Genomic DNA, 13,065 nt, shown 5'->3' with positions numbered 1-13,065 from the left:
TGACAGGGTTTTTTAATACGATTATCTCTCCAAACTCCCCACAATCCCTTTCAACATTCCGTTAAAATCAAAATTAGATTCTTCTTTCAAACCCATTCTTACAATCACTAAATCAAGTGATGGAATAATCGCTACCATTTGTCCTTGAAAACCGCTACAGTAATACATATCTCTTGGAACATCGGGAAAATGTCCGCCTGCATTGAGCCAAAAATGTCCGCCATATCTTCCGTTGGAAGTATTCGTAGGAGTTGCAGTGTATTTCGCCCAACTTTCGTTGAAAATCTGTTCTCCGTTCCAGTTGCCTTTGTGCAAATACAACAACCCAAATTTTGACCAATCGCGTGTTGTTGCCCAACCGTAAGACGAACCTACATAATTTCCCGCCATATCCGTTTCTACGACCATCGAGTTCATTCCTATTTTGTCAATTAGTGCGGAATACCAAAAATCCAAATACTCCTGATGCGTTTTGAACTGCTTCCGCAAAATCCCGGAAAGTAAATTAGTAGTTCCCGAAGAATAATTCCACCGCATATTGGGTTTAATTTCCGCCGGTTTCTCTAGTTGCACCCGAGTCATATCTTCGGCCTGAAAAAGCATTTTAGTAGCATCACAAATAGTCTGGTAATCCTCTACCCATTGTAAACCGGAATTCATGTGAAGCAAATCGCTTGTTGTAATCAATTTCCGTTTGTCATTTGCCCATTCCGGAATTGGAGCAGGATCATCAATATCAAAATTTCTTTGTTTCTCCAAAATTCCAAACATGGTGCTAGTAATACTTTTAGTCATGGACCACCCTAATAGTTTACTGTTTTTATCAAAACCCGAGTCATATTTTTCGGCAATGATTTTGTCTTTATAAATCACTAAAACGGAGCGGGTTCTTTTTTTGATTTGCTTCGCCTGTTCGCCTTTTAGGCTCGAGTCGTTCTTTGTATCAAAAGCATTAGCGACAGCCGCATTCAATTTAGTATAATCAATGGTACTAAAAACGGTATCTTTTGGTTCCATATTTCCATACGGAAAAGACAAATTGTTATTCAATTTTTTTCTTTTTGGAACTTCATACGGTTTTGTGACATCGAAATCATCGTTGATTAAAGTCGCGCCCAAACCTTCGCGGTAAATTGCTTTTCGTTCTTTCAAACCATAAACTGAAGCAGCAGCAAACTTTCCGGCTTCTTCAATTTTGTTTTTGGCCAAATCAATCATGTCGATATCATTGTCGCCTTTCTCAATCATTTCCTGCGAACGATTATCAATAAAATGTCCCGAAGCGATACTTTTGGCTGAAAAGCCAGAAATTAAATCCAGTTTTGGATAAGTGGTGAAGCCAAAATAAGAAACACCAATAAGAGAAACGAAACCAAATAATCTGAAAAATTTTTTCATAGAGAATTAATTTGAAGCAATTTAATAAAAAAGAAGCATACATTTTTTGAACTGTTACCACATTGATTATTATTAACAAGTGTTTGCCGAAAATTAATTTCAATTTCATTACTTTTGTATTTAGAAAAATTCTAAATAATGAAACCCCAATAACAAATTGGGTTATCTAAAAAAATGTTGCTTATTGGCGTTCTATCTGACCAATAAAAAACAATAAAAACAAGCAGATTAAATGTTAGATATCAATAAAATTAGATCCGACTTCCCTATTCTTTCACAAAAGGTAAACGGAAAACCATTGGTTTATTTCGACAACGGAGCCACTTCGCAAAAACCACAAGTTGTGATTGATGCAATTTCAAAATATTATCAGGAAATTAACGCTAATATTCACCGTGGCGTTCATACATTGAGCCAACTGGCAACCGATGCTTATGAGATTTCACGTGGTAAACTTCAAAATCATATCAATGCAAAATTTGCTCATGAAGTGCTTTTCACTTCGGGAACAACGCATGGAATTAATTTAGTTGCCAATGGATTTGCTTCTATTTTGAAACCAGGCGATGAAGTTTTAGTTTCGGCATTGGAACACCACAGCAATATTGTGCCTTGGCAAATGTTATGCGAGAAAACGGGAGCGACTTTGCGCGTAATTCCAATGAATGAAGATGGCGAATTAATAATGTCCGAATATGACACATTACTTTCGGATAAAACTAAAATCGTTACCGTAAATCATATTTCGAATGCTCTTGGAACTGTAAATCCAATCAAATACATGATTGACAAAGCGCATGAAGTTGGCGCGGCGATTTTGATTGACGGAGCGCAGGCAGTTCCTCATTTAAAACCTGATGTTCAGGAATTAGATTGTGATTTTTATGCTTTTTCAGGACATAAAATGTGTGGTCCAACAGGAACCGGAATTTTATACGGAAAAGAAGCGTGGTTGAATAAATTACCGCCCTATCAAGGTGGTGGCGAAATGATTAAGGAAGTGACTTTCGAGAAAACTACTTATGCTGAATTACCACATAAATTTGAAGCCGGAACACCAAATATTGCCGGAGGAATTGTTCTGGGAACTGCGGTTGATTATATGAATGAAGTTGGTTTTGAAAACATTCAACAACAAGAAAAAGAATTGTTGGAGCACGCAACTTCACGTTTATTGGAAATTGAAGGTTTGAAAATTTTTGGTACTTCCAAAGAAAAAACTTCTGTAATTTCGTTTAATATTGAAGGCATTCATCCGTACGACATTGGTACGATAATTGACAAATTAGGAATAGCTGTAAGAACCGGTCACCATTGCACCCAACCTATCATGACTTTCTTTTGTATTCCGGGAACGATAAGAGCTTCATTTGCTTTTTATAATACCAAAGGAGAAATTGATGTTATGGTTGAAGCTATTAAAAAAGCGCAACTCATGTTGTCTTAAAAATTTAAAAATATGAAAATACTATCTTTATTATTCCTGACCATTTTTCTTGGAAAAAGTTGCGACAGTGCCAAAGCACAAGATATTGAAACTGCTGTAATTGAATATGAAGCCAATACCAGAGGTTTTTATCAAAAAATTACTGTGAAGAATCAGATGGTTACTATTTCTAAGGACAGAGATGGTTATGACAAGCCTGCGCCTAAAAAAATATCGGATGCAGACTGGAAAGAGCTAGTAGAATGTTTTAAAACACTGGAATTGGATAGTTTAGCAACATTAAAAGCACCTACTGAAAAACGTTTTTATGACGGTGCAGCCATTGCCCATTTGAAAATTACCTACAAAGACAAACCCTATGAAACGACTAGTTTTGATCATGGTTTTCCACCGAAACAAATTAAGAAATTCGTAAATAAAATAAATTCATTTGCTAAAAAAGAATAATGAAAATTAAAGACATACAAGAAGAAATCGTTGATGAGTTTTCTATGTTTGACGACTGGATGGAGCGTTATGAATACATCATCGAATTAGGAAAAAAACTTCCTATGATAAAAGAAGAATTCAAAACAGAAAACAATCTGATCAAAGGCTGCCAGTCTAAAGTGTGGTTGCAAGGGGAACAAACCGATGGCAAAATTGTTTTCACTGCCGATAGTGATGCCATTTTGACAAAAGGAATTATTGCGATATTAATTCGTACTTTTTCGAATCAAAAAGCCTCTGATATTCTGGACGCCGACATGGATTTTATTGATGAAATAGGTTTAAAAGAGCATTTATCGCCAACTCGCGCCAATGGATTAGTATCCATGATAAAAAATATTAAAATGTATGCTTTGGCATTCAACACGCAAAATTGATTAGAAACCTTTTAGATTTTTTTTAAACATATAAGTTATTTAAGGTCATTTAAGAAGACAGTAAGTAACTTAAAAAGTTTATACTATTTATAAGTGCCTGACATAATCTCAAATAAATTTTTGTTGCTTTTTAAAATTAATTTTACATATGGTTACAAAAAAATACTTGAAAGATTTAGTTTACCGAGTTAATGGAGCTGCAATAGAAGTGCATAAACATTTAGGGCCTGGACTTTTAGAAAGTATTTATCATAAATGTATGATTAAGGAATTATCTTTGAGAGGAATTAATTTTCAATCTGAATTAACAATTCCAATTGAATACAAAGGTTTAGAATTAGAATCTGATTTAAGATGTGATTTATTTATTGAAAAATGTTTGGTATTGGAAATTAAAGCCAATGACAAGGTTTTACCAATTCACGTTGCAAAATTAATGTCTTATATGAATCTTTTGGAAGCGCCAATTGGATTAATGATAAATTATAATGTTGTAAATATTTACAGTGAAGGACAAAAAACCTACGTTAACGAATTATACAGAAGATTAGAGGAAGAATAAAAAACCTTTAATGAACTTATATTTCTTATATGGTTTAAAAAAATATTAAAATGTATGCTTAGGCATTCAACAGGCAGAATTGATTTAAACCTTTTAGATTTTTTTAAAGCATATAAGTTATTTAAGAAAATATAAGAGCTCTTTTTCAAGATGTATTTATTGAATATTGAATGATGATTAACGAATTCTGAAGTGCATTTCGCAACTTTAAACCTTAAACTTTAAACTAAAAATAATGGAAGAAACAATTATAGACACTGCCGAATTAGGAGAATCAATCGTAAAAATATTAAAGACTATTTACGATCCGGAGATTCCTGTAGACATTTACGAATTAGGACTAATTTATGACGTAATGGTCAATACGGATTATGAAGTGAAAATCCTAATGACACTTACCTCTCCAAACTGTCCTGTTGCAGAAAGCTTACCAAGAGAAGTGGAAGAAAAAGTAAAATCGATTACCAATGTAAAAGATGCTGAAGTAGAAATCACTTTTGATCCGCCTTGGAGCAAAGATTTAATGAGTGAAGAAGCTAAATTAGAATTGGGAATGCTTTAGCAAAAAGTGTTCAGTGGTCAGTTTTTTAGTATTCAGTTAGTACCTGAACACTAAAAAACGGAACACTGAACACTGAATATTTAAAAAATGGAAGAAATAATAAATAAAGTTGCGAATAGTGTTTTGGAAGTTTTCGATCTCGAAGATTATTATCCAAAAGGGATTCGTGCGCAAATAGATATTTCACAATGGCTTTTGGAAGGTTTTTTATTGAAAGAAAAAGACTTTAGAGAGCAGCTGAAAAATCACGATTGGTCACAATATCAAGATCAATATGTCGCTATTAACTGCAGTACCGATGCGATTGTTCCTGCTTGGGCTTCGATTTTGGTTGCGATTCAATTAGCACCATTTGCAAAGAAAATCATCAACGGAACTTTAGAAGATTTAGACGCTTCTCTTTATGAAGAATTGTTGCCTAAAATTGACTATTCCGTTTATAAAAATAAGCCCATTATTATTAAAGGTTGCTCCAGAAAACCGGTTCCAATGCGGGCTTATGTATTAGCAGCGCATTACCTACAGCCTTTTGCACGAAGTATTATGTATGGCGAAGCATGTTCTGCCGTTCCATTATACAAAGCACATAAAAAAGAGTAGTATACGTTTATTTTATAGTTTAAAACTAAAATTTAAAATATAAGGTCATGAAAAAAACAGTGTTTTCTTTAGTGTTATTTTTGTTAGTAATTTCTATTAATGCGCAAGAAGAAACCGTAACAGACACGATAAAACTTTGGACAAAAAAAGGGAATATTTCTTTACTTTTTAACCAATCTGCTTACAACAAACAGTGGCTGGGCGGAGGAACTTCAAACATTGCTGGGAATTTTGGACTTAATTACGATTTCAATTATAAAAAAGGGGATGTAGTTTGGGACAATAAATTCATTGCAGCGTATGGTTTAACCAAAATAAAAGGAGATGAAAAAATAGCCAAGACCGATGATCGTTTGGAACTGAACTCCCTTTGGGGCAAGAAAGCAAAAGGGGAATGGTACTACTCTATATTTTTCAATTTCAAAACACAGATGGACGCTGGTTATGATAAAAATGACGTTAGACTTTCGCATTTCTTTTCTCCGGCCTATTTTCAATTTGGACCTGGAATGTGGTGGAAAAAAAGCAATAATTTAAGTGTCAATTTTTCTCCGGCGACTGCAAAACTAATTTTGGTCCACGGTCATTTTACTGAATTTGGACCTTCTTTCGGTGTTTTACAAGGAGACACTTCAAGATTTGAATTTGGAGCCAGTATTTCGGGTTACTATAAAATAAATTTAATGACAAATGTTTCTATTGAGAACAGGCTAAATTTATATTCTAATTATTTAGAAAATCCACAAAACGTTGATGTAGATTACCAAATGAATGTGCTCCTGAAAATCAATAAATACTTGTCAGCAAATATAGCCGTACAAGCAATTTACGATGACAATTCGATTCAAGCCGTTCAGGTGAGAGAAGTATTTGGTTTAGGGGTTAATTACGGTTTTTAAGAAAATAATTTTTATAAAAAAGGACCTTTAGAAATTTCTAAAGGTCCTTTTTATTTTTATTCTTGTCTAGTCCTGAAATACTCCGGTTTTAGCGATTCACTGTTAGGCATTCGTTTTTTTCTGATTATATTTTTCCATTATATTTTGGGTCAAAATCCACCATCCATTCAATACCGAATTTGTCTCTAAACATCCCAAAATAGGAACCCCAAGGACTGTCACTAATAGGCACTTCAATATTTCCGCCTACTGAAAGTCCGCTAAATAACTTGTCAGCTTCTTCACGACTTTCTGCGCTAATAGATATTTTAGATCTGTTTTCATTTTCATTTACTTTACCCATACTTTCTGGAACGTCATTGGCCATTAAAATATTTTTGCCAATAGGTAAAGCAATGTGCATTATTTTATTCGCATCATTTTCTGCTACTGGATATTCAGTCCCGAAGTTTCGGGATGATATATCTTTGAAACGCATAATCTTTGCGAATTCTCCACCAAATACTGATTTGTAAAAATTGAATGCTTCTTCGGCATTTCCGTTGAAGTTAATGTAAGGATTGATAAGTGCCATAATTATAATTTTTTAAGTTGTTGTTTTTATTTCTTATTCCAAATGGCTGAGTGCAGGGTATCGCAATACAATGAGTAGCTCTATTTTAGCGATCCGCGTTGCAAACGCTATAATTTGTCTCTTAATTTAAGTAGGTTTTTTTCTTGCTGTCAACGTTATTGTGCCAAAGTGAAAACATTTAAGTTAGGATTTTCTTTGTCCGTTTCTAATGATTTTACAAAATTGAATTTTAACAGAAGATTGGTTGAATTCTGATTCGCATAATGTGTAAAGGCGAGTATTTTTTTAAACTTTAAAGTATGAAACACGTAGTCAATTACTACTTGAGCCGCTTCTTTCATTATTCCTTGTCCTTGAAATTTAGTCATTAATTCATACCCAATTTCACAACTATTATTTTCGCTTGAAAAGTCAAATAAGCAAATTGTCCCTAAAAGTGTTTTTGTGTCTGTCAAGGTAATCGCCCAATAATAAGTATCGCTTTTTTCAATGTTATAATTAACCTTGTTGATAAAATTTATTGCATCTTCGTTTGTCTTGCATAGTTGTCTGTTAAGGAACTTGTTAATTTTTGGGTCAGAACGCAAAGCTAAAACATCTTGCTGGTCGTCAATTGATAATTGTCTGAGAGTTAATCTTTCAGTTGTCAAAATTGGGAAAGTCGCTGAATTCATGTCTGTCATTCATTTATATTGTCTGGTCTTGGGTTGTCGTATCTCTGCTGGTGCTCGTTTGCAACGAGTACCTACTTACTAGTATGAACAAAATAAAGCGTTTGCAACGCGGCTATTATAAACAGATTACCATAAAGGTTCGGCATTTACATTACAAAAAACAGTATTGTCTTCTTCATAATTCCTATAGCTACTGTTTACATAATCTCTTTCATGAAAAACGATTTCGGCTTCAACCGGATTATAATGTATGTAGTTTACACGCTGCTCTATTTTTTCTAAAGTATCCAATATAACAGGATGAAAACCATCTTGCCATACTTTATAATTTTTAGCCCTTCCTGATTTTTGAGCTTCAAAACTAAATTTCCGTAACAGCCATTCTCGCCTGCTCTCAGGATGTTCTTTAATCGCTTCTATCAGTTTTTTTGAAGTGAATTTTTTAAAATCCCGAATAACATCTTGCAATTCACCATCAAATGCTGTTACAATTAAATGAATGTGACTAGTCATATATACATAAGCATGCACACTCAATCCTTTTTCCTTAATACAATAATTTAAGGATTCATCTAAAATAGTACAATAATTAGGTCGTACAAATAAATCTACCCAATCTACAATTGTTATAGTAATAAAAGTAGGCACTGTACTATCAATGACTTTGTATTTCTCAGACATTTCTTTTCAAATATATTGATTTTAGTAACTCTAATATAAAATAGTAGCTACTTGTTTAAAGACACTCCTGTTTAAGCGATCCGCGTTGCAAACGCTATAATTTGTCTTTCAATTTAAGTAGGTACTCGTTGCAAACGAGCACCAGAGAATGTGGACAAACGAGTGCCAGTTGGGGATAGATTTCGCATTGTGTTTTGAATTTAGGTTGGACTTTATTTATTGGTGTTTCCACGTTCCAACTATAAGCCATAAATTCTATGTTTTTGACTTCATTTTCTTTTGATGAACAGCCAATTAAAATAAATGCTAATATCCAAATTAGTCTTTTCATCCAGTTCGGTTTTATTATTACTGCCAACGTGTTTGTATAAGATTAGTTGCGTGTTTAAACACCTAATTTAGCAAATATGAACCGAATAGAAAATCCGCTAGGATTTTTGTAATTAGGCCTGCACTAGCAATTAATTTTATATGGTGTTGTAGCACGCTATATTTACACAATAACAATTAAACTAATTAGTAGTATCGTTATTAGTAGGCTCAATAATGTATTTGATAATTTTTTATTCTTTCACTACCGGCTTTGCCGTGAAAGGTTTAATACCAAAAGAAGGATAAACTTCACTTGGATAGTAAAAAGTACCACCGCGAGATACCATTGAAATTGTTTTGATGGCTTTGATGTCTTCTACCGGATTTCCGGGAATTAAGAAGAAATCGGCTAGTTTACCGGGTCCAATACTTCCAAGATTCTCATCCCCTAAATATTGAGCCATATCATAGGTAGCCAGCTTCACTAGCTCAGCAGATGTGTAACCCAATTGTTGGTAGAGTTCCAATTCACGGTGATAAAAGAATGCACCACCCAAATCGGTTCCTGGCACAATAAAGATTCCTTTATTCTTCATCAACTTCAAAGTCTCCACAATTTTGTCAAAACCCTTCTTATAAGATTGGTCGTCTTCAGGAGTAGCGATATCTGACAATGCTATCTTAAATCCACGTTGGGTGTTGGGTGGCATATGAGTTATATAATCTTTTGTTCCTTCCCTAACTTCACCATTTCTAGCTTTCATTAAGACTTCATGGATGGCTAATGTGGGATCGATAGCAGTTTTATTCTTAATAAATAAATTTAAGGTTTCCTGCACCTCGGGACTATTAAGATCCAGTGTTGGAAATCTTTTTAGTGCCGTAAGACGAAGTAGGGTACGCGTATCTTCCCCCGGTTCTAGCACCCAACCCAACATCGTTTGATTGATATGGGTCATTTCGTTAAAACCCGCTCGTAACATGGCATTGGCGTTGGAAAATGCGGGTACATGACCGCATACAAACATTCCATACCCATGAGCTCTTTTTACTATGGCTAGTGCCCAATCTCCATTCATGGAATTGTATAGTTTTATCCCATAATAACCTTTATTGTGATAAGTATCTACGGCAGCCAGGGCTTCTTCTTCACTTGAAACTAGAATTCCATTATTTGCACTGTATTTACTTTTTCCTTCTATAAATCCCAATCGATGAACTCTTGGTCCGGCCAAAACGCCTGAATTAATCTTTTTAACTAAATCGTCCAATACTTCATTGTCATTTCCCATATCCCGGAAGGAAGTAACTCCGGCCAATACATTCAACAAGGCACCTTCATCTCCAGTATGGGCATGCATTTCATACATCCCGGCTACCAGGGTACCGCCTGCCCCATCGATGATTACTTCATTTTTAACTCTGGTGTTAGGGACATCAATACTTACGATACGCTCGCCATCTACCAACACCGATGAAAGCGGAGTGAGCGCTAAAGTTTTGGGGTCGAAAATTTTCACATTAACAATGCGTACCTTTTTTCCATAGTTGTGGGCATATTTCTTTTGTAACGATTCAAATCGTTCAGTAGAATATTTTTCAGCATAAGCTCTAAGTTCTTTTTCTTTTGCTTCAAATCCCTTACGTACAGTAACAGACCGAGGGCTAATCACAGCAAACAAACGTTGATTACTGTCGGCAATAATATAGGAAGGATTTAAATCGGCTCCAGATGTTGCATAAGTGGTAAGGTTGAGAGTAATAGAATCAACAGTAATGCTGATTTTTCCCATCTCTGTAAGTTTCAGTCTTCCTGCCGGAAGCACATCTGCTGAATAATCGGGTGATTTTAAAAGGCTACGGGCCGTAAGAATTGCCGAATAAGGACTTCCAGATTGATTTACATACCACAAAACATTATCTACCTTAGCGCTGTCACTACCGGTAGCATCAGTCCATGAGGCAACGGTTCCTTTCAATGTATAATGTTCATCCACGCTATTGCCAAACGTCGTGTTCCCTGTAATATCCCATTGAACCGGAAAACCATCTCTATTTAAAACGATTGTTTCCTTTATGGTAGGTCCTCTACCATTGTTTTTATAATCATAATCAATTTGAATAGTATCGCCTACGGTATGAGTTTTAAGATGTCCTACAGTCGTACTGCCAAATATAACAGAATAGGTTTCATCGCCTTGATAATTGACCAAAGAGGATACTTTAGGAGTTTCTTGCTTGAATGAATTGAACAACAATAAGACAATGGGAAAGTAGAGAAATTTTATTTTCATAGGTAGTTGAGATTTAATAATTTAGAAAGTAATTAATTTATACCTTTTGTTACAATTTATTGCTAACTACTGCCAAAAAAATAAATTTTTTATGGTTTATAGTAAGAAACCCTCTTTTATAAATTACGATGCTTGGTGTGAATTACTGCCAACGTCAGTCTGTGAAAAAACCTCCGTTTTTATTTTACCAAATATAACAAAAAAGTTGTACTAAAGCAGGATTTTTCGTATTTTTAAGAATGCAACATATCCTAGGAATTTCCCGCCATCAGATGCGTATTTCGAGTTTAGAAGACGCCATAAGTCCCGACAACCAGGTTCGTTTTATAGATGCTTTTGTATCGTTTATAGATTTATCTAAGCTTGGTTTTTCATTTCCAACCCTCAAAAAAGAAGGTCGTCCGAGTTATAACAGCCAAGTGTTTTTGAAAATCTATTTATACGGTTATCTCAACGGAATAAGAAGCTCTCGAAAATTAGAAAAAGAATGTTTTAGAAATATAGAAATGCAATGGCTATTGGAAGACATTCGTCCTAATTACCACAGTATTTCTGACTTTAGAAAGAACAATCCTGTAGCATTGAAGGGCTTATTCAAACTCTTTGTTAGCTTTCTGAAAGATGCCGATTTAATAGGTTGTGAAACCATTGCTATTGATGGAACTAAAAGCCGGGCGCACAATAGTAAGAAAGCCAATTTTAATCAAAAGAAAATAGACCAACACTTAGAATATATTGAAACCAAAACCCAAGAATACTTGGATGCTTTGGAGGAAAATGATGCAAAAGAAAATCAACCTAAAATCAAAAATATCCAGCAAAAAATCGAACGCCTAAAGCAAAACAAACTTCGTTATGAGTTGCTGGAAGAAAAGCTAAAAGCAAGCGGCGAGCCTCAAATAAGCATTACCGATAGTGACTCCAGAGCATTATTAGTGCAAGGGCAAGTGGTTGAAATTTCATTTAACATCCAAGCTGCAGTGGATGCCAAACACAATCTCGTGGTAGCCACGCACACTATCAACCGCAACGACCGCAACGCCTTGTCGGGCATTGCTATCGAAGCCAAGGAGAATTTAGAGATAGAAACTTACACGGCCTTGGTGGATAAAGGCTATCATAATGGCAAACAAATAGAAATTTGCAAACAAGCCAAGATCATTACAATTGTAGCGCAGCCAGAACAAGGAAAAAATAAGGAAAACGGGACAACCAAGGATTATTTTGTTTCTAAGTTCCAATACAATCAAACCACCGATACTTATACTTGTCCACAGGGCGAAACACTTAAAACCACTGGCCACTGGCACAAGAAAACCACGGACAGAGACAGTTATGAGTTCAAGAGATACCGAACTCCCAAATGTAGAGAATGTCCTGTAAAACATTTATGTACCAGTAGGAGTTCCATATAATCCCCCCAAGCTAAATCGTCATAAACTTGCTGGGAGAGTGTCATCATATTTTTTAATCAATCATACCATCCCAATATCCTGGTCCCATTTTCCATTTTTCGTTAGTTTTTTTCATAAGCACCGTAAGACGATTAATTGTGTTTCCAAATCGACCACTACTTGAATTAAAACTTATAAAAGCATTGTTTTTGTCAATTATTATTGGTCTAGTAATAAATAAGATTAGTTTTTCTGGCATATCAATATTTGTTCCTGTTCTGGTATTATTTCTTAAAGCTTCATTTTTCATAATAGTAACGTTATAGTTTTTTACGTCAGTATTTTTCCAATGATATTCCTTTTCATATTTGTATTTTTCCTTAAATTCCTTTATTTGAATACTATCAAGAATCCAACCAAGTCTTTCATTGTCATCTTGAGTTGCAATATTGTATCTATGCCATTCTTTATATGCCAATTCATAAGCGTCAAGAGTCCAAATTCTATTTTTTGCTTCCTCAAGTAAAACCATTTCAAGATTTTTATAACTTTTGTAACTATCTGATGCTAATTCAACTTGTAAAAAATCATTTACAATATTGCCTTCTTCTTCAGACAATATGTCAAGAACTGTATTTAATTTTTCTTGTGGGATAGACACCATGTTCTTCTTTTCAATTTTTTTGGTCGAACACGAAAACAACAAAATACCTAATAAAAAGAGCGAAATATTTTTCATAATTTATATTAATTACAAGGTTGTCCAATTTGATTTTGTTCGTTTGGAGTACAAAGCCGTGAG

Annotated in this window: 15 protein-coding genes; 8 read left to right on the top strand and 7 right to left on the bottom strand. The window is 34.6% G+C overall.

Features of this window, described 5'->3' with window-relative positions; genetic code table 11:
- Nucleotides 1–21: 21 nt before the first annotated feature.
- The gene (locus ACM55F_RS06475) at nt 22–1,398 is read right to left on the bottom strand and encodes a serine hydrolase domain-containing protein (RefSeq protein WP_416852967.1); all 1,377 of its coding nucleotides are present in this window, start codon (nt 1,396–1,398) and stop codon (nt 22–24) included.
- 232 nt (nt 1,399–1,630) lie between these two features.
- Between ACM55F_RS06475 and ACM55F_RS06470 the strand changes: the two genes are divergently transcribed.
- From ACM55F_RS06470 to ACM55F_RS06440, 7 genes are all read left to right on the top strand, one after another.
- Nucleotides 1,631–2,845, top strand: a complete 1,215-nt coding sequence (locus tag ACM55F_RS06470; protein ID WP_416852966.1) for an aminotransferase class V-fold PLP-dependent enzyme — start codon at nt 1,631–1,633, stop codon at nt 2,843–2,845.
- A gap of 12 nt (nt 2,846–2,857) precedes the next feature.
- Nucleotides 2,858–3,292: a hypothetical protein gene (locus ACM55F_RS06465; RefSeq protein WP_416852965.1), complete on the top strand. Its 435-nt coding sequence runs from the start codon at nt 2,858–2,860 to the stop codon at nt 3,290–3,292.
- Nucleotides 3,292–3,711 (top strand): SufE family protein, encoded by a 420-nt coding sequence (locus ACM55F_RS06460; RefSeq protein ID WP_416852964.1) that lies wholly within the window; start codon nt 3,292–3,294, stop codon nt 3,709–3,711. Before ACM55F_RS06465 ends, ACM55F_RS06460 begins: the two co-directional genes overlap by 1 nt.
- A 148-nt stretch (nt 3,712–3,859) precedes the next feature.
- Complete coding sequence (locus ACM55F_RS06455; RefSeq protein WP_416852963.1) at nt 3,860–4,273, top strand: GxxExxY protein; 414 nt, start codon at nt 3,860–3,862, stop codon at nt 4,271–4,273.
- A 235-nt stretch (nt 4,274–4,508) separates the two neighbouring features.
- Nucleotides 4,509–4,835 carry an SUF system Fe-S cluster assembly protein gene (locus ACM55F_RS06450; RefSeq protein WP_035669120.1) on the top strand — a complete coding sequence of 109 codons (327 nt, stop codon included), beginning with the start codon at nt 4,509–4,511 and terminating at the stop codon, nt 4,833–4,835.
- A gap of 87 nt (nt 4,836–4,922) precedes the next feature.
- Nucleotides 4,923–5,435, top strand: a complete 513-nt coding sequence (locus tag ACM55F_RS06445; protein ID WP_416852962.1) for a DUF2480 family protein — start codon at nt 4,923–4,925, stop codon at nt 5,433–5,435.
- A gap of 47 nt (nt 5,436–5,482) precedes the next feature.
- Complete coding sequence (locus ACM55F_RS06440) at nt 5,483–6,334, top strand: DUF3078 domain-containing protein (RefSeq protein WP_416852961.1); 852 nt, start codon at nt 5,483–5,485, stop codon at nt 6,332–6,334.
- Nucleotides 6,335–6,458: 124 nt separating this feature from the next.
- Here the strand turns inward: ACM55F_RS06440 and ACM55F_RS06435 are convergent, their stop codons facing one another.
- The 5 genes from ACM55F_RS06435 to ACM55F_RS06415 all read right to left on the bottom strand — a co-directional run bounded on the left by ACM55F_RS06435 (nt 6,459) and on the right by ACM55F_RS06415 (nt 10,869).
- A complete protein-coding gene (locus tag ACM55F_RS06435) occupies nt 6,459–6,908 on the bottom strand; it encodes a VOC family protein (RefSeq protein WP_416852960.1) in 450 nt (149 codons plus the stop codon).
- Nucleotides 6,909–7,063: 155 nt separating this feature from the next.
- On the bottom strand, nt 7,064–7,582 hold the full coding sequence (locus ACM55F_RS06430; RefSeq protein WP_416852959.1) for a GNAT family N-acetyltransferase: 519 nt from the start codon (nt 7,580–7,582) through the stop codon (nt 7,064–7,066).
- Nucleotides 7,583–7,708: 126 nt separating this feature from the next.
- Entirely contained in the window at nt 7,709–8,263 is a 555-nt protein-coding gene (locus ACM55F_RS06425; protein ID WP_416852958.1) for an REP-associated tyrosine transposase, read from the bottom strand.
- Nucleotides 8,264–8,357: 94 nt separating this feature from the next.
- A complete protein-coding gene (locus ACM55F_RS06420; protein ID WP_416852957.1) occupies nt 8,358–8,594 on the bottom strand; it encodes a hypothetical protein in 237 nt (78 codons plus the stop codon).
- A gap of 232 nt (nt 8,595–8,826) precedes the next feature.
- Complete coding sequence (locus tag ACM55F_RS06415) at nt 8,827–10,869, bottom strand: amidohydrolase family protein (protein ID WP_416852955.1); 2,043 nt, start codon at nt 10,867–10,869, stop codon at nt 8,827–8,829.
- Between the two features lie 239 nt (nt 10,870–11,108).
- On the opposite strand from ACM55F_RS06415, the gene ACM55F_RS06410 reads away from it, so the two are divergent.
- Nucleotides 11,109–12,284 (top strand): IS1182 family transposase, encoded by a 1,176-nt coding sequence (locus ACM55F_RS06410; protein ID WP_416852954.1) that lies wholly within the window; start codon nt 11,109–11,111, stop codon nt 12,282–12,284.
- Between the two features lie 52 nt (nt 12,285–12,336).
- Here the strand turns inward: ACM55F_RS06410 and ACM55F_RS06405 are convergent, their stop codons facing one another.
- Nucleotides 12,337–13,002: a hypothetical protein gene (locus tag ACM55F_RS06405; protein ID WP_416852953.1), complete on the bottom strand. Its 666-nt coding sequence runs from the start codon at nt 13,000–13,002 to the stop codon at nt 12,337–12,339.
- Nucleotides 13,003–13,065: the final 63 nt, after the last annotated feature.

It is taken from the genome of Flavobacterium melibiosi (assembly GCF_048158545.1).
Lineage (GTDB): Bacteria > Bacteroidota > Bacteroidia > Flavobacteriales > Flavobacteriaceae > Flavobacterium > Flavobacterium melibiosi.
Note: the sequence above shows the minus strand (reverse complement) of the source record. Positions and strands in the feature narration are given on the sequence as shown.

Coding starts and splice junctions, on each gene's coding strand:
- ACM55F_RS06475 (WP_416852967.1), bottom strand. CDS start 1,398: ATGAAAAAATTTTTCAGATTATTTGGTTTCGTTTCTCTTATTGGTGTT.
- ACM55F_RS06470 (WP_416852966.1), top strand. CDS start 1,631: ATGTTAGATATCAATAAAATTAGATCCGACTTCCCTATTCTTTCACAA.
- ACM55F_RS06465 (WP_416852965.1), top strand. CDS start 2,858: ATGAAAATACTATCTTTATTATTCCTGACCATTTTTCTTGGAAAAAGT.
- ACM55F_RS06460 (WP_416852964.1), top strand. CDS start 3,292: ATGAAAATTAAAGACATACAAGAAGAAATCGTTGATGAGTTTTCTATG.
- ACM55F_RS06455 (WP_416852963.1), top strand. CDS start 3,860: ATGGTTACAAAAAAATACTTGAAAGATTTAGTTTACCGAGTTAATGGA.
- ACM55F_RS06450 (WP_035669120.1), top strand. CDS start 4,509: ATGGAAGAAACAATTATAGACACTGCCGAATTAGGAGAATCAATCGTA.
- ACM55F_RS06445 (WP_416852962.1), top strand. CDS start 4,923: ATGGAAGAAATAATAAATAAAGTTGCGAATAGTGTTTTGGAAGTTTTC.
- ACM55F_RS06440 (WP_416852961.1), top strand. CDS start 5,483: ATGAAAAAAACAGTGTTTTCTTTAGTGTTATTTTTGTTAGTAATTTCT.
- ACM55F_RS06435 (WP_416852960.1), bottom strand. CDS start 6,908: ATGGCACTTATCAATCCTTACATTAACTTCAACGGAAATGCCGAAGAA.
- ACM55F_RS06430 (WP_416852959.1), bottom strand. CDS start 7,582: ATGAATTCAGCGACTTTCCCAATTTTGACAACTGAAAGATTAACTCTC.
- ACM55F_RS06425 (WP_416852958.1), bottom strand. CDS start 8,263: ATGTCTGAGAAATACAAAGTCATTGATAGTACAGTGCCTACTTTTATT.
- ACM55F_RS06420 (WP_416852957.1), bottom strand. CDS start 8,594: ATGAAAAGACTAATTTGGATATTAGCATTTATTTTAATTGGCTGTTCA.
- ACM55F_RS06415 (WP_416852955.1), bottom strand. CDS start 10,869: ATGAAAATAAAATTTCTCTACTTTCCCATTGTCTTATTGTTGTTCAAT.
- ACM55F_RS06410 (WP_416852954.1), top strand. CDS start 11,109: ATGCAACATATCCTAGGAATTTCCCGCCATCAGATGCGTATTTCGAGT.
- ACM55F_RS06405 (WP_416852953.1), bottom strand. CDS start 13,002: ATGAAAAATATTTCGCTCTTTTTATTAGGTATTTTGTTGTTTTCGTGT.